Origin of the sequence: Myxococcus sp. CA023, assembly GCF_010998615.1 — a bacterium.
GTDB lineage: Bacteria > Myxococcota > Myxococcia > Myxococcales > Myxococcaceae > Myxococcus.
The window spans coordinates 1-18,361 of record NZ_JAAEAH010000123.1 but is presented as its reverse complement, the minus strand read 5'-3'; the positions used below and the strand labels follow the sequence as shown (position 1 = coordinate 18,361).

Annotated in this window: 17 protein-coding genes and 1 rRNA gene; 4 read left to right on the top strand and 14 right to left on the bottom strand. The window is 69.4% G+C overall.

The features are described 5' to 3' along the window. From F8M74_RS35240 to F8M74_RS35230, 3 genes are all read right to left on the bottom strand, one after another. A 16S ribosomal RNA gene (locus F8M74_RS35240) occupies positions 1–86 on the bottom strand; the annotation flags it as partial. A gap of 917 nt (positions 87–1,003) precedes the next feature. Further along, entirely contained in the window at positions 1,004–1,633 is a 630-nt protein-coding gene (gene gmk / locus F8M74_RS35235; RefSeq protein ID WP_141253164.1) for a guanylate kinase, read from the bottom strand. Next, a complete protein-coding gene (locus F8M74_RS35230; RefSeq protein WP_141253163.1) occupies positions 1,630–2,508 on the bottom strand; it encodes a YicC/YloC family endoribonuclease in 879 nt (292 codons plus the stop codon). The genes gmk and F8M74_RS35230 overlap by 4 nt, the downstream gene beginning before the upstream one ends. 84 nt (positions 2,509–2,592) lie before the next feature. Here F8M74_RS35230 and F8M74_RS35225 point away from each other — a divergent pair, with 84 nt between their 5' ends. After that, a complete protein-coding gene (locus tag F8M74_RS35225) occupies positions 2,593–3,687 on the top strand; it encodes a glycosyltransferase family 9 protein (RefSeq protein WP_141253162.1) in 1,095 nt (364 codons plus the stop codon). Between the two features lie 196 nt (positions 3,688–3,883). On the opposite strand, the gene F8M74_RS35220 is transcribed toward F8M74_RS35225, so the two are convergent. The 9 genes from F8M74_RS35220 to F8M74_RS35180 are packed head-to-tail and all read right to left on the bottom strand — an operon-like array spanning position 3,884 to position 14,791. Continuing rightward, complete coding sequence (locus F8M74_RS35220) at positions 3,884–4,372, bottom strand: adenylyltransferase/cytidyltransferase family protein (RefSeq protein WP_141253160.1); 489 nt, start codon at positions 4,370–4,372, stop codon at positions 3,884–3,886. Then, positions 4,369–5,382, bottom strand: a complete 1,014-nt coding sequence (locus F8M74_RS35215; RefSeq protein ID WP_228559698.1) for a bifunctional heptose 7-phosphate kinase/heptose 1-phosphate adenyltransferase — start codon at positions 5,380–5,382, stop codon at positions 4,369–4,371. Before F8M74_RS35215 ends, F8M74_RS35220 begins: the two co-directional genes overlap by 4 nt. A 31-nt stretch (positions 5,383–5,413) precedes the next feature. Further along, positions 5,414–6,607, bottom strand: coding sequence for a tetraacyldisaccharide 4'-kinase (gene lpxK, locus F8M74_RS35210; RefSeq protein WP_141253159.1), 1,194 nt, complete (start codon positions 6,605–6,607; stop codon positions 5,414–5,416). After that, the gene (locus F8M74_RS35205; protein WP_141253158.1) at positions 6,604–7,632 is read right to left on the bottom strand and encodes a glycosyltransferase; all 1,029 of its coding nucleotides are present in this window, start codon (positions 7,630–7,632) and stop codon (positions 6,604–6,606) included. Before F8M74_RS35205 ends, lpxK begins: the two co-directional genes overlap by 4 nt. A 4-nt stretch (positions 7,633–7,636) precedes the next feature. Further along, positions 7,637–8,644 (bottom strand): glycosyltransferase family 4 protein, encoded by a 1,008-nt coding sequence (locus F8M74_RS35200; RefSeq protein ID WP_141253157.1) that lies wholly within the window; start codon positions 8,642–8,644, stop codon positions 7,637–7,639. Then, on the bottom strand, positions 8,641–9,924 hold the full coding sequence (locus tag F8M74_RS35195) for a 3-deoxy-D-manno-octulosonic acid transferase (RefSeq protein WP_141253156.1): 1,284 nt from the start codon (positions 9,922–9,924) through the stop codon (positions 8,641–8,643). The genes F8M74_RS35200 and F8M74_RS35195 overlap by 4 nt, the downstream gene beginning before the upstream one ends. Before the next feature lie 21 nt (positions 9,925–9,945). After that, entirely contained in the window at positions 9,946–11,094 is a 1,149-nt protein-coding gene (locus F8M74_RS35190; protein WP_141253166.1) for a PHP domain-containing protein, read from the bottom strand. Between the two features lie 17 nt (positions 11,095–11,111). Then, positions 11,112–12,896 carry an ABC transporter ATP-binding protein gene (locus F8M74_RS35185; RefSeq protein WP_141253155.1) on the bottom strand — a complete coding sequence of 595 codons (1,785 nt, stop codon included), beginning with the start codon at positions 12,894–12,896 and terminating at the stop codon, positions 11,112–11,114. 2 nt (positions 12,897–12,898) lie between these two features. Beyond that, positions 12,899–14,791 carry a DUF4388 domain-containing protein gene (locus tag F8M74_RS35180; RefSeq protein ID WP_171410517.1) on the bottom strand — a complete coding sequence of 631 codons (1,893 nt, stop codon included), beginning with the start codon at positions 14,789–14,791 and terminating at the stop codon, positions 12,899–12,901. 50 nt (positions 14,792–14,841) lie between these two features. On the opposite strand from F8M74_RS35180, the gene lpxB reads away from it, so the two are divergent. From lpxB to F8M74_RS35165, 3 genes are read left to right on the top strand one after another with little or no spacing between them, the layout of a single operon-like run. Further along, complete coding sequence (gene lpxB / locus F8M74_RS35175) at positions 14,842–15,993, top strand: lipid-A-disaccharide synthase (protein ID WP_141253153.1); 1,152 nt, start codon at positions 14,842–14,844, stop codon at positions 15,991–15,993. 17 nt (positions 15,994–16,010) lie between these two features. Next, positions 16,011–16,715 (top strand): polyprenol monophosphomannose synthase, encoded by a 705-nt coding sequence (locus tag F8M74_RS35170; RefSeq protein ID WP_141253152.1) that lies wholly within the window; start codon positions 16,011–16,013, stop codon positions 16,713–16,715. Positions 16,716–16,727: 12 nt separating this feature from the next. Beyond that, positions 16,728–17,354 carry a MarC family protein gene (locus F8M74_RS35165; protein ID WP_011554707.1) on the top strand — a complete coding sequence of 209 codons (627 nt, stop codon included), beginning with the start codon at positions 16,728–16,730 and terminating at the stop codon, positions 17,352–17,354. On the opposite strand, the gene F8M74_RS35160 is transcribed toward F8M74_RS35165, so the two are convergent. After that, on the bottom strand, positions 17,347–17,814 hold the full coding sequence (locus tag F8M74_RS35160) for a hypothetical protein (protein ID WP_141253151.1): 468 nt from the start codon (positions 17,812–17,814) through the stop codon (positions 17,347–17,349). The two genes, F8M74_RS35165 and F8M74_RS35160, sit on opposite strands and share 8 nt — an antisense overlap. Before the next feature lie 29 nt (positions 17,815–17,843). After that, a partial coding sequence (locus F8M74_RS35155) for an OmpA family protein (protein WP_141341824.1) occupies positions 17,844–18,361 on the bottom strand: 518 nt, incomplete at its 5' end.

The window sequence follows — 18,361 nt, the reverse complement described above, 5'->3', positions numbered from 1 at the left end:
AAGGGTTGCCCCTATTCGCGCTCGACTTGCATGTGTTAGGCACGCCGCCAGCGTTCGTTCTGAGCCAGGATCAAACTCTCCAATTGAATTTTTGAAGATTTGAACCGGCGTCAGTCTCAGGCCCGGCTAAGGAACCTGAAACTCGCTGATTCGTTACAGTGCTGCCGGCTGCGCTTCGCAGCGCGACCTGGCTGACACCGTCTTAAGAAATTGACTGCGGTTTCCGCAATCTAGCTTCTTCTTGGGCTTGCTATTTGGTTTTCAAAGACCGAGCCGCTTGTCTTGCCGGCGACTTTTTGCTACCGTTTCTTCGTTGCTGTCTCGCCGTCTTTTCGTCCGGCGGGGTGTCAGCTTCTATTTCAGTTCGGCGTCTTTTATCAAGCTGCTTTTTCGCCGTCCTGCTGGCCTCCGGAGTTCTCAGCGCCGCCCAGTGGCTTCCGCTGCTTTCTTCCGGAGAGGCGCGGCTTCTACCACCACCGCATCTCCTGTCAACCTACCGCGTTGACCGCCGTATTCCATGTTTTTGCACTGACTCGCTCGAAGTACCTTCCGCGCCAGTGCGCGGGCTTCTTTGCGAGGGGCGCGGCTTGTATCACCGCCGCGCTTCCTGTCAACCGCTCGAGCGTCTTGTTCCTGACGACCGACCGAACACCCCAGCTCCATCTCCCGTTGAGATGGCTACCCACTCCCCTACCACCCGCCCGCTGGTTTACTGCACCTTTCGGTCGACCTGCCATGGAGCTCTTCCAAACGCTCCGAACCTGGCGAGCATCCTCATTCACGAGGGACTCAGACCAAGTCCGCGGTCTTATCTGAATGCCATTCAGAGAACCAAAACACCCACGCGCCTGATTCCGTTCCCAATGGAGACGGAACATGTGAGTGAGCACCAGCCGGCGGACGCCTGTGTGACGCCCGCGCAACGCGGCGAGGTGTGGCCGCTTATCCACCAAGAGATCGGACTGCGCAAGAAGTTTGATTCCGAACACTTCCGCCGCGGTGGTCAGCCGCCGATTCCCAGGCCCAGCTTGGACACATCCACACGTCCGCGCCGGCAACGCTCCGCCACCACCACCGAGCGCAGCTCACTATAGGCGCGCTCGAAGTCGTCATTCACGACGACGTAGTCGTAGGACGCGATGCCCCGCTCGATCTCCGAGCGAGCCGCCAGCATCCGGCGCCGGATGGTCTCGTCCGAGTCCGTCTGACGATCTCTCAGGCGCCGCTCCAACTCCTCCATGGAGGGGGGCAGCACGAAGATGGTCACCGCGTCCGGGTGCTTGCGCTTGATGGCCTGCCCGCCCTGCACGTCGATGTCGAAGATGGCCGCGCTCTTGCGGGCACGCGCCTCGTCCACCACCGACTGGGGGCTTCCATAGAAGTGGCCGTGGACTTCCGCCCACTCCACGAACTCACCGCGCTCGATCTTCGACTGGAAGGTCGCGACGTCGACGAAGTTGTAGTCCACCCCCTCGCGCTCCTTCCCCCGAGGCCTTCGGGTGGTGACGCTGATGGAGAACACCGCATCCGGCGTCTCCTTGAGGAGCCGGTGCGCGAGGGTGGTCTTCCCCGCCCCGGAAGGAGCGGAGAGCACGAGCAACAAGCCAGGCTGGAGCACGGTATTCGCGTTCATTCGACGTTCTGCACCTGTTCGCGGATGCGCTCGACCTCGGCCTTCATCGCCACCACGCGCACGGAAATCTCGGCGTGCTGGCTCTTGGAGCCGGTCGTGTTCACCTCGCGGTGCATCTCCTGCACGAGGAAATCCATTCGGCGGCCAGCGGGCTCGTTGCTGGCCATGAGGGCCCGGAACTGCTCCAGGTGGCTCGCCAGGCGGGTGACCTCCTCGGCGATGTCCGTGCGCTCGGCGAAGAGCGCCACTTCCTGGGCCAGCCGCTGCGGGTCCACCGCGACGCCGCTCGCGAGCTCGGCAATCCGGTCGGTGAGCCGCTGCTGGTACTCCTGCACGGCCTTCGGAGCGAGTTGAGCCACCTCTTTGCTCCACCCTTCCAGCAGCTTCACCCGGGCATCGAGGTCCGCGTAGATGGCCTCACCTTCGACCTGGCGCATCTTCTCCAGCGCAGTGAGCGCCTGGTCCAGCGCCGCTTGGAGCGCCTGGGAGGCGGAGTCCAGCTCCACGCCCTTTTCCTCCAGGCGCACCACACCAGGCTGGTTCGCCACCTGCGACCAGGCGACGTCTCCCGGGAGTCCCAGCTCGCTGGCCAGCTCTTGGAACGCGCGCACGTACTCCCGCGCCAGACCGAGGTCCACGGTGGGGACCGTCCCCGACGCGGTGGGGGCCTGCCGCTTCACCAGCAGTTCCACCGAGCCACGGGCAAGCCGGTCCTTCACCTGCTTGGATACCAGCGGTTCCTGGGACGACAGCTCCCGGGGAAGGCGAACCTTCACTTCACAGAACTTGTGGTTGAGCGAGCGCAGCTCCACGGAGACTTCTTCGTCCCCCACGCGCGCGCGGCCCGCGCCAAACCCCGTCATGCTCTTCAACATTGGGCGGTTGCTAGGGGCTTTCGGGGCCGAGGTCAAGCCGCGCGCTTGCACCGCCCACAGTTCTGTGTAGGGTCCCGCCGCGAGATGTCCTGGCACAAGCGGCTCGAATTATGGGCGAAGCTGGCACTGGCGCTCGTGGCGTCCGCCCTGCTGTGGCGCCCGGGCCGCCGGCGGCGTCCTGGCACCCCACTTCCTGGTCCTCGAAAGGTGCTGCTCGTGCGGCCCGACAACCGCGTGGGCGAGGCGCTCCTCACCACGCCGTTGATGCGGACCCTCAAAGCACACCTCCAGTCCGCGCCCGAGGTCCACGTCCTGGTGCACGCGAAGGTCGCTCGAGTCCTGAACGGCCACCCGGACGCGGACGTCATCATTCCCTTCGACCGGCGCAGAATCTGGATGGGCCCCCTGGCACCCGGCATCGTCGCGCTGCGGCGTGCCCGGTATGACGTCGTGGTCGACTGTGCCAACTGGGAGTCGCCCTCCGTCACGAGCGCGCTCGTGTCCCGGCTCGCGGGCCCCGAGGCCGTCGTCATCGGTCCAGACCTCTGGCCGGTGTCCCGCCTGCACTCCCTGCCCGTCCCCGCTCGCACGGACACGCGGAACGAAGCCGTTCAACGCACGCACCTGCTGACACCGCTCACGAACGGCTCAGTGGCGCGTGGTTTGTCCTTCCGCGAGCCCTCCGTGGGCCCCGCCATCCGCGCCTATCTGGACGCCCTGGCCGGGAAGCCCTTCGCGGTCATCAATCCTGGTGGGCGGTTGGGACCTCGGCGGATTCCACCCGCGGCCTTCGCCGCCGCGGCTCGGGCACTTGTGGCGCTGGGGCGGACCCCCATCGTCACCTGGGGCCCCGGGGAAGAAGCGTTGGCACGAGGGGTGGTGGAGGCAGCCCCTGGCGCCGAGCTCGCGCCCGCGAGCAACCTGGACGAACTGGCCGCCCTGATGCGCGCGGCCGGCTTCACCCTCTGCAACAACACGGGGCCCATGCACCTGTCCGTCGCGGTGGGTGCCCCCACGCTGGCCTTCTTCCTGCGGATGGACATGGAGCGCTGGGGCCATGCGTACGCCCCCCACCGCATGGTGGACCTCACCCCTCTGGTCGATGGTGCAGGCGGTCAGGGGTTGGAGGAGCGGGCCGCCGAAGAAGCCCGGGCGTTCGCGGCGAGCCTCTCCTCCTGAGGAGTCACGTCCCGGACACAGGAGGCTCCGCCACCGCGTGTTCGGGGGGCAGCCTGGGGATTCCCTCTTCCACGGGCCAACTCAGACGGCACGGCGCGCAGGTGACTCGGGTTTGCGCCTCCAGTGCCTGAAGGGGGGCCTTGCAGTGAGGGCAGCCCAGGACGGCCCACACCTCCTCTGCAATGAATGCCACCGGCTACCCCGCCCCCTCGCGGCCCAGCCGCCGGGCCAGGTCCGTGGTGCTGTGGTCCTTCGGGTCTCCAGAGACGGCCGTCCGCCCACCATAGGCGCGAACCTCGTCGGCCTCAGGGATGCTGTCCGGGGTGTAGTCCGTGCCCTTCACGTGCACGTCCGGCTTCAACGCCCGGATGATGACGCGAACGTTGGACTCGTCGAAGACGATGACCCGGTCCGTGCAGGCCAGCGCCGCGACGAGTTCCGCCCGCTCGCCCTCGGGGATGTAGGGCCGGCCGGGGCCCTTGTAGGCCCGGGTGGAAGCGTCCGAGTTCACCGCCACCACAAGGACATCCGCCAGGGCCCGCGCCCCTTCCAGGTACCGGACGTGCCCGACGTGCAGCAGGTCGAAGACGCCATTGGCCAGCGCCACCGTGCGCCCTTCGGCCCGCCAGCGCTCACGCGCCTCCGCCACCTTCGCGAGCGATTGGATTTTCTCGAGGGTGCTCATCTCGCGCTCCGAAGCTCTTCGAGCAGTTCATCGCGGGACACCGTCGCGGTGCCCGGCTTCTGCACCACCAACGAGCCCGCCACGTTCGCCAGCCGCGCCGCATCGCCGAGCGAGGCCTTCGCGGCCAGCGCCAGGGCAAACGTCGCAATCACCGTGTCTCCCGCGCCCGTCACATCCACCGCCGCCTTCGCGCCATGGACGGGGATGAGGTCCACGCCCCCGTCCGCATCGAAGAGCGCCATGCCATGGCGGCCTCGCGTCACCAGGAGCGCGCGGCACGCCAGTCGCTTCAACGCGGCGTGCCCCGCCTCCAGCATGTCCTCCTGGGTCCGCACGGGCCGCCCCGCGAGCGCCTCCAGCTCCGGCTCGTTGGGCTTGCAGACCGTGAGTCCCGAGAAGGATGACAGGGCATAGCGGCTGTCCACACACACGGGCATGCCGTCCGCGGCCAGGCGACGCAGCACATCGCGCACCTCGTCCCCCAGCACACCCGCGCCGTAGTCGGACACCACCACCGCGTCCGCGTCCTGGGCGGAGGCTTCGACCTGCCGCGCCAGCGCCTTGCGCATCTTCGGCGGGAGCGAGCCTCGCTGGCCTCGGTCCAGCCGCAACATCTGCTGCCGCGTGGTGCTCACCCCACCGGCCAGGATGCGCGTCTTCGTCTCCGTCTCGATGCCGCGGCCGCTCACCGCGTCCAGTTGGATGCCGGACTCGACACAGAGGCGGCGCAACTCCTTGCCCATCTCGTCCTGGCCCAGCGCGCCGACCGCGGAGACCTGACCGGACAGGGCTCGCACGTTGGCCGCCACGTTGGCGCCTCCTCCGAGCTTCACCTCCGCGGACTCGTAGCGGACAATGAGCACGGGCGCCTCCCGGCTCACCCGGTCCGTCTGTCCGTAGATGTAGTGGTCGGCAACGAGGTCGCCCACCAGCAACACCTTGCGGCGGGCAAACGCGTGCGGCAAGCGGGCGAGCGACGGCATCGAACGAGCGGGCGAGGCTGCGGCCATGGCGGCGGTTTGTCCCACAGGCGACCCCACCTCACAAGCCGCGCGGTGCATCCTCCAGTCCGAGCGCCCGCCGCAGATGGGACTCGCCCTCCAGGACCTCGACCCCCAGGCGGACCACCCAGGCCTCGAAGCCCTGAGGCAGACGCACCGCGTCCTTTTCCGTCGTCACCACCCGGGCCCCCTGCCGCGCCGCTCGCGCCTGGACGTCGCGCAGTTCGTCCGCGGTGAAGCGATGGTGGTCCGGAAACAACGCGGCGTCGCGCACGTCCGTCCCGAGCCCCTGCAAGGTCTTCAGGAAGCCCCCCGGCCGGGCAAGGCCCGCAAGAGCGAGCACGGGCTGTCCCGTGAGCGCCGTCACGGGATGAAGGTTGCCCTCCGGGTCCACCCAGGCCGTGGGCCGATAGCGGGTCCGCACCCTGGGAATCCCCGGGCTCGAGGGCAACCACCCGCCGAGCGTGTCGGCGAAACGCTCCGACGTCACGGCCGTCGGCACCAACTGGTGCGTGGTGGTTTGGGGCGTGCGCATGTCCTCGGGCCTCGTGACCGGAAGCACAGCAGCATCCGAAGCCGTGGCGGGTGCCCTCAGCCAGAAGAGCGTCGCGCGGCGGAGTGACGCCGGGGGCTCACGCAGCGGCCCCCGGGGAAGCATGTGGCCGTTGCCCAGCCCCACGGACTCATCCACGACCACGAAGTCCTCGTCTCGCGCGAGGCGGCGGTGCTGGAACCCATCGTCCAGCAGCACCGTGTCCAGGCTGAACTCGTCCCGCGCGCGGTAGGCACTCGCGACCCGGTCCGAGCCCACGAAGAGCCGGACCTGGGGACAGCGACGTGCCAGCAGGAGCGGCTCATCGCCCGCGAGCTCCGAGGAAGGAAGCGGCTCCGTCCCGATGAAGGTCAGCGGCTCACGCGAGGCGCGGCCATAGCCGCGCGTCAGGATGCCCACCTTGCGGCCCGCTTGGACCAACTGCTCCGCCAGATGGAGCACCGCGGGCGTCTTGCCCGTGCCCCCCACGTTGACGTTGCCCACGGAGATGACCTTGAGCCCCTCCACCCGCTCCGCGCGCAGCAGTCCCGCGTCGAAGAGCGCTCCCCGCACGTGCACCGCAGCCGCATACGTCCACGACAGCAACGTGAGCGGCGACAGCAGGGCGCGGCGGCCCCAGGGCTCCGGCGACGACGGGTAGAACACCCGCTCGATGGCGGTGGGGGCATCCGGGGACGTCACGGGGTGCGCCTCGCTCGCGCGTAGAGCGCGAGGACCTCCGCGGCAATCTGCTCGTTCGTTGGGTGCCGCACGGGCGCCCGCTGGTCGGACAGCGCCGCGGCGACCACGGCGTCCGGCGTCGGTGTCTCCACCCGCACGTCCGCCAGGTCCGACAAGGCGCCTTCATCCACCGCCACCACGCGGACGCCGCACGCACGGGCCTGGGCCGCCGCGCGGGCGCTCCAGTCATTGCCCAGGCCGAGCAGCCAGACCTCATCCAGCGCTCGCAGCCACCGCGCGAAGGCGTCCCCCTGTTGGTAGCCCGCGAATGTCACGGCATCCGCCAGTCCCAGGTCCTGGACCTGTTTGCGCGTCTGCTCCAGCAGGCCGCCGTCCCCCACAAGCACCAAACGCGCCTCGGGCCGCTGCTTCCGATACAGGGCAAAGGCGTCCACCCCCACCACGTGCCGGCGTGAAGGCTGGAACGTGGAGACCATTCCGATGACGGGTGTGCCTTCGAGCCCGAGTTCTGCTCGCAGCGACCGCGCGTCCGGCGCCGGCTGGAACCGGGCGTCAACCAGGGCTGGCAGTACCTGGGCCGTCGCGCCCTTCTCCAACAGGCGGGGAAGCAGTGCGCTCGCGGGGACCGTGTAGGCGTCCGCGGCCGGGAGCGAGGAGCGCAATGAGCGCGGGGCGTGCAGCGAGCGAACCAGGATGGCGCCTGAAGGCCGTCCCCACCTCGCCAGCAGGTGGTCATGACTGAAGTGCGAGTGCACCACGTCCACCGTCCGCGCCTTCAAGCGGCGCAGGTCGCGCCACATCCGCCACGGGGGGGACTTCACGGACAGCTCCAAGCCTCCTTCGTCCAGAAGACCGAGTTCCTCGAAGCGCGGAGCCGCGGGCTCCTCGGCCAGCACCTCCTTGCGCCGGCGGTCCACCGCCACCGTGACGTCGTGTCCCGCGGCGCGCTGCGCCTGGGCCAGGAGCGCCACGTTCTCGGCCGGGCCGCTGTAGAAGGGACTCGCGAGCAGGTGGAGGATTCGCATCCGGTCAGCGCTCCACGGAGGTCCGGTACACCTCGGCCAGGGCTCGCGCCTCGTGCTCCACGCCACACCGACGCCGGGCCTCCTCTGCCGCGTTCTGGCCTATCTGCCTGGCGCGCTCGGGCTCTCGCATCAGCATGTCCAGCAACTCGCGCAGGCCCTGGACGTCTCCGGGTTCGAAGAAGAAGCCCGTGCGGCCGTGCTCGATGAGCGTGTCCAGGTACGGCAGCTTCGAGGCCACCACGCAGCAGCCCGAGGCCATGGCCTCCACGTGCACCAGCGAATAGCCCTCCGCGTACGAGGGGTGCACCAGGATGCTCAGCCCCTGGTACCAGGGTTCGATGACGGACTGCTCGCCGGGCAACGCGATGCGGTCCTCGATGCCCGCCATCTGCTGATTCAGCCAATCCAGGTCCGGCCCCTTCGCGAGCCCGACCAGCACGGGTTGCCAGTCGGGGTGCGCGGGCAGGAGCGGGCGGATGGCCTGCACGAAGTCCCCCTGCCCCTTCTCCTTCCGGATGCGTCCGATGACGCCGATGCCGTAACGCCCGCCCAGGCCGAGCTTGCGCCACGCCGCGTCCCGGTCCTCGGGCGGGCGGAAGCGCGTCAGGTCGATGCCATGAGAGACGACCGTGGACGGCAGCGCGATGACGTCCGCGACCTGCTTCGTCAACGAGACGAGCGCATCCGCGCCCCTCGCGATGAAGCGGGTGAAGCCGCTGGGCGCCATCGAGGTGTGCCGGGTGAAGACGAGGCGGACCTCTCGGCCCAGCAGCTTCAGCAGCATGCCCACCAGCAGCTCGTTGTTCCGGTGCGCATGCCACACCACGGGCTCGCGGCGCAGCCGACGGAGCAGCTCCGGCCAGGTGATTCTGGGCAGCCCCTCACTCAAGCCCGAGCCGATGACGCGCGTCTCCGAGCCCGAATCCCGGACGAGCGCGGGTACCACCGTCTCCACGTGGCGCGTCACGCCCGTGTAGCGGTGGTGGAAATGCGGATGGACGATGAGCGTCATCGCGGGTCCGGCCTCCCGTGCGGAAACAACGTCGTCATCGCTTCCGCGTTCCTTTCACTGGCGCCCGAAATCCGGCCCACCGTCTCCAGCGCCTGGGCGCCCAGGCTCGCGAGCCGCTCCGGTGACTCGAGCAGCGACACGAGCGCCTGCTCCAAGGCCGCGGCGTCCTGAACCTGGAGCCCACCCTGCCCTGTCAGCAACGCCACGCTGTCCCGGAAGTTGTCCATGTGCGGTCCGTAAAGCACGGGCTTCCCCTGCCCCGCGGGCTCCAGGATGTTCTGCCCGCCGCGCGTCGTGAACGAGCCTCCGACGAACACCACCGTCGCCAGCCGGTAGGCCTTCGACAGCTCGCCGATGGTGTCCAGCACCACGACCTGGCCCCGCTCCGGATTGCCCTGCGAGCGCAGCCCCACGCTCAATCCCGCCTCGCGCGCGAGCGTCACGATTCGCGCCGCGCGGTCCACGTACCTGGGGGCAATCACCAACCGCAGGTCCGGCCACCGCGCGCGCAGCCGCGCGTACACTCCCAGGAGCTGGGCTTCCTCGCCCTCATGGGTGCTTCCGGCAATCCATACCCGCTCGCCCGGCGTCAGGCCCAGCGCCGTGCGAAGGTTCTCGTCCTCGGGTACCGGGCCCGCGGCGAGCGCGTCGAACTTCGTGTTCCCCGTCACCTTCACCCAGTCCGGCCTGGCACCGAGCTGCCGCGCACGGACGGCTTCGTCTTCCTCGCGCATGAGGAGGAGGTCCAAATCCCGCAGCGGGTTGCCGATGAGGCGGAACAGCGTCTGGTACTTCCCGACGTTCGCTGGCGAAAAACGCCCGTTCGTCATCACCACTCGCGCCCCACCCCGCTTCGCCGCGCGGATGAGGTTGGGCCAGATTTCGGTGTACTCCAGCACCAGTACGTCCGGGCGGATGGCCCGGACCGCTCGCCGCGTCGCGCCCCAGAGGTCATAGGGAACGTAGATGACCCCGTCGATGTCGTTGGCCAGCCGGCCCTTCGCCATCGCGTAGCCGCTGTTCGTCATGGTCGACAGCAACAGGCGGCAGCCCGGGAAACGAGCCCGCAGCGGGCCGAACATCGGAGAGAGGGCCAGCAGGTCGCCGGCGCTCGCGCCGTGCAGCCAGAGGATGGGCCCGTCCCCGGGAGGCAGGTGGCTGTCCGGGCCATAGAAGCCCAAGCGCTCCATCAGCCCATGGCGCGTCTTCCGGTGCAGTGCGAGCACCGGGAACAGGACTGCGAAGAGCAGGTAGGTGGCAAGGACGTAGAGGACGCGCATGGGCGGCTGTCGCGCCGTCTATCAGATGCCCGGCCCCGGGGGCAGCACGCGCACGGGGCTGGGCACCAACCAGGGCCGCCATTCCGTCCCAAAGAAGCGCCCGGGCGCCCGCACCCACACCTCCACCTGCGCCACCCCCGGCTCGGTCAGCTCGACGGACCGGCCGTCCGCCCCCAGGCGGGCGCTTCCCCACACCCGCACCTGCACCGACTCCGCGTCGGAAAGCCCCGGGAGCCGGACGGTCAGCGTTTCGCCCACATGCGCCTCACGCCGCACAGCGTCCAGGCCCTCCAACGCGAAGCCCCCAGGCTCCCCCAGGGCGCGAAAGGCACACAGGGACTGACCACCGCTCAGGGCCCGACTGACCTGCTCCGCCGCTTCCTTCGCGTCCGGGGGCAACGGGAAGGGCACCTGCTCCGGTGGCAGGTACATGGCCAGGGATTCGAATACGGCCCGGTACGCCGGCAGGCCGTGTGCGTCATGCGCGCAGAACGCCACGCGCGGCCGCTCACTCGACAACTCCAGGAAGCGGGCCGTGGGCTCCGGCTCCGGCACGACGAGCAACATCACGCCATGCCTCGGGTTGGCCAGCGAGGCCCCCACCGCGGGCACCAAGCGGCTCACCGGATTGCGCACCGCGTGCCGGAAGAAGGTGTCCGCCGAGTACAGCTCGAAGCCGGGCACCACCTTCGCGCTCGCCTCGTCCTTCCAGGGGTTGCGCTTCTGGACGGGGTGGGCCAGCACCGCCGTGCCTCCCGCCGCCGCCACGGCGCGCACCGCGTCGCCCGGCGGCATCCACGCACGCATGCCCTCCAGCGGGCGCGACATGCCGAAGGCCACGAGGTGCCCGTCCGACGTCGAAATCTCCACGCCGGGCACCAACAGCACGCCCTGGACGTAAGCGGGCGCTCGGAGCGCGAAGTCGTTGTGGTCGGTGAGCACCACGAAGTCCAGGCCCGCCGCCTTCGCCGCCGCCGCCACCGCTTCCGGCGTGCCTCGCCCATCCGAACGCGTGGTGTGGACGTGGAAGGCCCCTCTCGCCCACCGGGGTGCATCGTCCTTCGGGAGCACCACGGGGTACCGCGCCATGGACGCCGAGAGCGCGAAGAAGCCCGCGTACCCCAGGACCAGCAGCGCCAACCCCAGGACGGCCCGGAGCCCCTTCCCCACCACTACCGTCAATCCGCTCACGCCGCGCCTCGCTCCGAGGAGCCCTCCGTCTGCATCCTCCACAGCGCCGCATACCGCCCGCCTCGCTGCAGCAACTCCGCGTGCGAGCCACTCTCGACGACGCGCCCCGCCTCCATCACGTTGAGGACGTCCGCGTTCACCACCGTGGACAGCCGGTGCGCAATCACCAGCGCCGTGCGGCCCGGAAGGACCGCCGCCAGCGCCGCCTGCACTTCGCGCTCGCTCTCCGGGTCGAGGCTGCTGGTCGCTTCGTCCAGCACCAGCACGGGCGCCTGCGCCAGCACCGCGCGGGCGATGCACAACCGCTGACGCTGGCCTCCACTGAGCGACACGCCCCGCTCGCCGATGCGCGTGTCATAGCCTTCGGGCAGTGCCCGGATGAAGCCATCCGCGTGCGCCACCTTCGCCGCAGCCTCCACCTCTTCCCGCGTGGCGTCCGGCCTCGCGTAGCGCAGGTTGTCCAGCACCGTGCCGTGGAACAACAGCGGCTCCTGCGTCACCAGCGCGAACTGGGCCCGGACGCTCGTGGCCATGTACCGGTCCGCGTCCACGCCATCCAGGAAGAGCTGGCCCTTCTGCGGCCGCTCGAAGCGCAGCAGCAGCGATGTCACCGTGCTCTTGCCTCCGCCGCTGCCACCCACCAGCGCCGTCACCTGCCCCGCCTTCAGCTCCAGTGTCAGGCCGTCCAGCGCGGGCCGGTCTCCATAGGCGAATCGCACGCCCTCGAACTGGATGCTTCGCGACAGGGTCGGCGCGGGTACCGCGTCCGGCGCGTCCTCCACCGGGTGCTTCATGTCGAGCAGCGCGAAGAGCCGCTCACCCGCCGCGCCCGCCTGCACCGCGAACTGCGTCACCCGGCCCAGGTCCTTCACCGGCTGGTACACCAGGATGACCGCCGTCAGCAGCGAGAGCAGCGCCTCCGGCTCCATCAGCCGCGCGCTCGCCGCATACGCCAGTGCGCCCGCCAGTGCCGCCGCGGCCAGCACCTCCATCAGCCCCGGCACCGCGCCGCGCGCCCACGCCGCGCTCACCACCGCCTTCTCGTGCGCCTGCGCGAAGGCGGAGAAGCGCGCCAGCTCCGCCGCCTGCCCGTTGAAGGCCTGGATGGTGCGCAGACCGCCCAGCCCTTCGTGGAGTTGCCCCGCCAGGTTGCCGAGCTGCGTCTGGCCTTCCCGCGTGCGCTTGAGCACCTTGCGCGTCAGCTTCGAGGCCGGCAGCGCCGCCAGCGGAATCACCAGCAACATGAGGCCGCCCAGCATCGGGCTCATCGCCAGCGCCACGCCCGCCAGGATGATGACCTGGAGGCTGTCGCGCAGGTACGAGCCCACCGTGTACATGGCCGCCGCTTCCACGGCGCTGACGTCCGAGGAGAAGCGGCTGAGCAAGTCGCCCATCCGCTCGCGCGCGAGCTGGGCGGGCGACAGCGCGGTGAGGCGCTGGAACAGGTCGCGCCGCAGGTCCTTCACCACGCGCTGCGCGAACAGGCCCATGAAATAGAACTGCGCCAGGTACCCCACGCCCTTCGCCGCGCCAACGATGACCATCACCAGCGGGAAGCCCCACAGGGCCGCCTCGCGAGGCAGGTCCGCCAGCCAGGGCACGCGCTGCGCACTGGCGAAGCCTTCTTCACCGCCCGACAGAAGGAAGCGCAGCGCCGGGCCCGTGAGATACGCGTACGCGCCCGTCGTCAGTCCCACCGCCGCCATGCCGACGAAGGCCAGCAGGAGCACACCGAAATGCGGGCGCGCATAGCGCAGCAACCGCCAGAGAACCGTCTGCATCGCTAGCGTCCCACCTTGCGCAGCGCCGCCTTCGCGAGCTGGGAGTACGGGTTGTACTCCAGCACCCGCTGCAGCTTCTTCCGCGCCAACGGCGCGTCTCCCAGGTCCATGTCGATGATGGCCGAGATGATGTGCAACCGCTCCACGTACGGGCCCAGCGACAGCGCCTTCTTCAGCACCTGCTGCGCCTTCTTCGCCCGCACCACCGGCGCCCCCGTGGGCATCTGGTACGTGGCCCAGGCGAGGAAGGGGTAGTACTCCGGCTCGTCCGGATTGAGCGACACCGCTTCCTCGAAGGCCTTCGCCGCCAGCGGGAAGTCGCGGCGCTTCAGGGCGGACTCGCCCCGGCGCAGCGCGATTTCCGCATCCACGACCACCGCCGTGTTCCGCCCCACGTCCATCCGGCTGAAGAGGTACTGGAGGTAGGCCTTGCGCTTCTCCTCCACGCTCAGCACCCGGTACGACGCGGACAGCCGGTCCTGCACCGACTCCAGCAGGTCCTTCAAGTCGGAGATGTCGAACTCGGCGTAGGTGTCCGGGTGAAAGCGCATCGCCGTCTCGTGATAGGCGCGCTCCACCGCCTCCGCGTCCGCCGCGATGTCCAGCCCCAGCCCTCCGAAGTAGCTGCGGGTGATGATGCGCAGCGCTTCCTCACGCAGCGAGGTCGCCGTCTCGGGCGGCAGGGCCTTGCGCTTGCGCGGCGCAATCCGGTCCGGCAGCACCGCCGCAGACAGCACGTCCGTCCCCGTGGCCACGGGCGTCGAGGAGAACGTCACCCCACCCGTCAGCTTCAGGAACCACAACAACGAGTACGCAATGCGCAGCTCGCCACGCCCGTGCGCCAGCAGGTCCTTCAGCGCGATGCGGCCGTTGACCTGCATGGCGATCTTCAGGTCGTCCGTATCCAGCCCCATGGCCTGCAGGTCGCGCCCGAACTCCTGTGAGCGCACCGGATAGTCGCCCATGTGCGCCCGCAGCGCGGCCGCCATCACCTTCATGGTGAAGCAGCGGCGCGCGCCATCCAGCACCGGCGCCAGCGGCGGAACCTCCACCGACGCGACCTCTGACGTGAATTCGTCTCCCGCGTAGAAGGCGTAGCGGCCCTCGCGCATCCCCAGCACCCGCTCCACCCTGTCCCGGTTGTAGTCGCGCAAGAGCTGCAGCAGTTCCTCGCCCGCCGCCTCCACGCCCGCGTCCGCGAGCGCCGCGCCGATGCGCAGACCAGAGTCCAGCGCCTCCGTCACCCGCTGCGCCTGCTGCGGGTTGAGCACGTTCCGGGCAAGCAGGTAGCCAGGCAGCGAGTCCGCTTTCGCCGTGGAGTCATAGCTCACGGACCCGCCGCGCAAGAAGTACACGCGCCGACTCAAGCCCCGGTGCGCCACCACGAGCACACCATCCCGGCGCAGCCGATAGATGGAGTGGAACAAGGCCGGCAGGGGGTGGCCCTTCAGCTCGCCTGAATTGACGGCGGGCCGGGACAACGTGGCCGCCAGCCCGGTGAGTTGCACCGCCTGCGCCGCGCGCACCAGGGACTCCAGCCGGGGCACCAGCTCGCCCGGCTTGAGCGGATCCGAGACATAGGCGTTCACCTTGAGGTCCAGCACCGAGCTCACGCCCCGCGCGCGCCCCAGGTGTCCCTTGTCAATGGCGACGATGGGCACCCTGCCGCCCTGTCCGTGGCCTCGGATGAGATGCACCACGTGCGCGCCTTCCACGCGCGGAAGGTCCACCGACAGCACCACCACGTCCGGGTTGTCCGCCGCGAAGTGCTCCAGCGCCGTCACCGGATCGTTCACCGCGCGAACGGTATACCCAGCCTGGGAGAGCAGGCCTTTGAGGTGCTCGAGCGTGGGGGGGTGGCTCTCGGCGAGCAGAAGCGTCTTCAAGGGGGCCACAGTCTACACCTTCACCCGCTCCCGCATCAGGTACGATGCGCGCCTCTCACATGACGAATCCACCCCGCATCCTCGTCGTCGCCGGCGAGGCGTCAGGCGATACCCACGCCGCCGAGCTCGTCGCCGCCCTCCGGGCCCGCCGTCCCGACCTCACCTTCTTTGGCATGGGCGGTGCCCGCCTGGCCGCCCAGGGCGTGGAGCTGCTCTTCGACGCCCGGGAGGTGTCCGTCATGGGCATCACCGAGGTCCTGCCCCGGATTCCCCGCATCCTTCAGATCCTGAAGGGCCTGGCCGAGGCCGCCGCCGAGCGCAAACCGGACGTCGCCATCCTGGTGGACATCCCTGACTTCAACCTGCGCCTGGCCAAGAAGCTCAAGGCGCTGGGGATACCCGTCGCCTACTACGTGTCACCCATGATCTGGGCCTGGCGCCGGGGTCGGGTGCGCACCATCAAACGGTTGGTGGACCGGATGCTCTGCATCCTTCCGTTCGAGGAGGACTTCTACCGGGAGGCCGGCGTCAGCGCCCGCTACGTCGGCAGCCCGGTGGTGGAGCAGGTTCCCTCGCCGGATACGGCCACGGCCTTTCGCGAGCGGCTGGGGTTGGCGAAGGACGCCCCCACGCTCGCGCTGCTGCCCGGCAGCCGGATGAGCGAAATCCGCCGTCTGCTTCCCGACATGGTGGGGGCTGCGAAACGCCTCTCCGCCGAGCGGCCCGGACTCCAGGTCGTCGTCCCCCTCGCGCCCACCATCGACCGGGAGGAGATTACGTCCCGCTTCGAAGGCAGTGGCGTGACGCCCATCCTTGTGGAGGGCCGGGCACCCGAGGTCGTGGGCGCCAGTGACGCCGCGGTGGTGGCCTCCGGCACCGCCGTCCTGGAAGCTGGGCTGATGCAGCGCCCCCTGGTGGTCGTCTACCGTGTGTCACTCATCACGTACTGGGTGGGCCGGTTGATGTTGAAGGTGGCCTTCGTGTCCCTCATCAACCTGCTGGCGGGCCGACGCGTCGTCCCCGAGCTGCTCCAGGGGGAGATGACGCCCGAGCGCATCGCCGAGGAGGTCCGCCGCGTCTGGATACCCGGTGCTCCCCGGGAGGAGATGCTCCAGGGGTTGGCAGAGATGCGCGGCCGGCTGGGCGAGACGGGCGCGGCCACCCGGGCGGCGGAGTCCGTACTGGAGCTGCTGCCCCCGGGCCGCGTTTAGGGTATGTCGGCCGGGTCATGAACCCAGCCCTGGTCTGCATCCCCACGTACAACGAGCGGGAAAACATCGAGGCCATCGTCCAGGCGGTGCTGGAGGCCGACCCCAGGGTCGACATCCTCATCGTGGACGACAACTCGCCCGATGGCACAGGGCAACTCGCGGATGGGCTCGCCGCGCAGGATTCGCGCGTGCGCGTCCTCCACCGCGAGAAGAAGGAGGGCCTGGGCCGCGCCTACCTCGCCGCGTTCCGTTGGGCCCTGGCCGAGCAGTACACGTACATCCTGGAGATGGACGCGGACTTCAGCCACGACCCGCGCTACCTGCCCGGCATCCTGGATGCGGCCGAGGCTGGCGCGGACCTGGTGCTCGGCTCGCGCTACGTCACGGGCGGCGGCACGGTGAACTGGGGCGTGGGGCGGCAGCTCATCAGCCGCGGTGGCAGCCTCTACGCACGGTCGATTCTGGGCGTGGGCATCCAGGACCTCACCGGCGGCTTCAAGTGCTTCCACCGCCGGGTGCTGGAGGCCATCGACCTGGATTCGGTGAAGAGCACCGGTTACGCGTTTCAAATCGAGCTGACCTACCGCACGCTGCGCAAGGGCTTCACCGTGCGCGAAGTGCCCATCGTCTTCGAGGACCGGCGCGTGGGTCACTCCAAGATGAGCAAGAAAATCTTCGCCGAGGCTCTCACCATGGTGTGGAAGCTGCGGCTCACGGTGTAAGTCCAGGCTGTCATGCCGGAATACGCGTCGCTGTTCCTCGTCTCGCTGTCGGCCATCTTCTTCGTCGTGGACCCCATTGGCGTCGTCCCGCTGTTCCTGGCGATGACGGCCGGGGACTCGCAGGAGAAGGTGCGCCGCACCGCCATGCGCGCCTGCCTGGTGGCCTGCGGGATGATGCTGTTCTTCGCCCTCTTCGGCGGCGTCATCTTCAAGGTGTTCGGCGTGTCGCTGGGCGCCTTCCGGGTGGCCGGCGGCATCCTGCTGCTCATCACCGCGTTGGACATGCTTCGCGCCCGCCCGGCGGAGACGCGCACCACGCCGTCCGAGGAACAGGAAGGCGTAGTGAAGGAGGACGTGGCCATCGTCCCCCTCGCCATTCCGCTGCTGGCGGGCCCGGGCGCCATCGCCACCGCCATGGTGCTGATGGCCAAGGGCGACACGCTCGTCTCCGCCATCCCCGTGCTGGCCGCCGTCGTGCTGACGTTCGTGGCCAGCTACTTCATCCTCCGCGCCTCCGGGCTCATCCAGCGCGTGCTGCGCCAGTCCGGCGTGGCCATCGTCGAGCGGGTGATGGGACTCATCCTGGCCGCCATCGCGGTGCAGTTCATCGCGGATGGAGGCAAGGAGCTGTTCAAGTAGGTCCGGGGATGGCCACCCACTCCGGGCCCCTGCGCTTCAGCAGGCCCTGCGGCTTGCCCTCCAGTGACAGCTCATCGTGGCTGGCGCGGTGCGCGTCGTACGCGTAGCCGTCCTGGATCTCCTGCAGGTACACCACCACTGCGTCGAGCACGTTCTCCTGCACCACCTTGAAGGTGGCGTCGCCACAACTGGGCGCGTCACCGGAGAAGAAGCGCTCCAGCATCGCCTCCTCCGGACGGCGCACGTACACCACCACCGGCGCGGGCTCATCGCGACCGGCCGCGGCGACTTCGCGGACGACCTGGGACGGCACCGGCTCCCGCAGCAGCCGGTGCACGAGCTCACACTTCTCCGCCTCCACGCCCTGACGCTCCGCGAGACGCGCCTGGTGCGCGCATCCCGTGCTCCCCAGCACCCCCAGCCCGAGCAACGCCCACGCCTTCTGGTGGAATCGGTCCATGCGTCCTTTCCTCTCCCTCGATGACTGCGCTACAGCTTCCGCCACCGCGGAGGGCGAGGCGCGTGCTGCAGCACCGGCTCCTCCACTGCGATGATGTATTCCGCGCGGCGGTTGCCCGCCTCCGCTGTCTCGTCGGGCGTCGCGACGGCCGGGGCCTCTTCTCCCAGCCCTTCGTAGAACACGGGCACCCGCAGGCCCTTCTTCCGGAAATAGGCCGCCAGACTCTTCGCCCGCCGCACCGACAGGTCCAGGTTCTCCGCCGCGGCCCCCACGGTGTCCGTGTGGCCCATCACGTAGAGTCGCAGCGACGCGAAGCGACCGTACTTCGTCAGCGCGTCCACGATGAGAGCGTGGCTCTTGTCCAGCTTGCCCCGCTCCGCCGCCGGAATGTCCGCGCGGCCCGAGGCGAAGTTCACCTCCTCGTGCGGAATGTCCACCTGCCACGGATACAGGTCGACGCCCGTGTAGAACTCCGCCGTGTCGAACGCACGGAGGGAGATCTTCATCACCCGCCCCTCCGCCGCCGGCCACGTCAGCTCCAGTGGCG

Coding starts and splice junctions, on each gene's coding strand:
- F8M74_RS35215 (WP_228559698.1), bottom strand. CDS start 5,382: ATGGCCGCAGCCTCGCCCGCTCGTTCGATGCCGTCGCTCGCCCGCTTG.
- F8M74_RS35170 (WP_141253152.1), top strand. CDS start 16,011: ATGAACCCAGCCCTGGTCTGCATCCCCACGTACAACGAGCGGGAAAAC.
- F8M74_RS35185 (WP_141253155.1), bottom strand. CDS start 12,896: ATGCAGACGGTTCTCTGGCGGTTGCTGCGCTATGCGCGCCCGCATTTC.
- F8M74_RS35160 (WP_141253151.1), bottom strand. CDS start 17,814: ATGGACCGATTCCACCAGAAGGCGTGGGCGTTGCTCGGGCTGGGGGTG.
- F8M74_RS35230 (WP_141253163.1), bottom strand. CDS start 2,508: ATGTTGAAGAGCATGACGGGGTTTGGCGCGGGCCGCGCGCGCGTGGGG.
- gmk (WP_141253164.1), bottom strand. CDS start 1,633: ATGAACGCGAATACCGTGCTCCAGCCTGGCTTGTTGCTCGTGCTCTCC.
- F8M74_RS35200 (WP_141253157.1), bottom strand. CDS start 8,644: ATGACGCTCATCGTCCATCCGCATTTCCACCACCGCTACACGGGCGTG.
- F8M74_RS35225 (WP_141253162.1), top strand. CDS start 2,593: ATGTCCTGGCACAAGCGGCTCGAATTATGGGCGAAGCTGGCACTGGCG.
- F8M74_RS35205 (WP_141253158.1), bottom strand. CDS start 7,632: ATGCGAATCCTCCACCTGCTCGCGAGTCCCTTCTACAGCGGCCCGGCC.
- lpxB (WP_141253153.1), top strand. CDS start 14,842: ATGACGAATCCACCCCGCATCCTCGTCGTCGCCGGCGAGGCGTCAGGC.
- F8M74_RS35195 (WP_141253156.1), bottom strand. CDS start 9,924: ATGCGCGTCCTCTACGTCCTTGCCACCTACCTGCTCTTCGCAGTCCTG.
- F8M74_RS35165 (WP_011554707.1), top strand. CDS start 16,728: ATGCCGGAATACGCGTCGCTGTTCCTCGTCTCGCTGTCGGCCATCTTC.
- F8M74_RS35220 (WP_141253160.1), bottom strand. CDS start 4,372: ATGAGCACCCTCGAGAAAATCCAATCGCTCGCGAAGGTGGCGGAGGCG.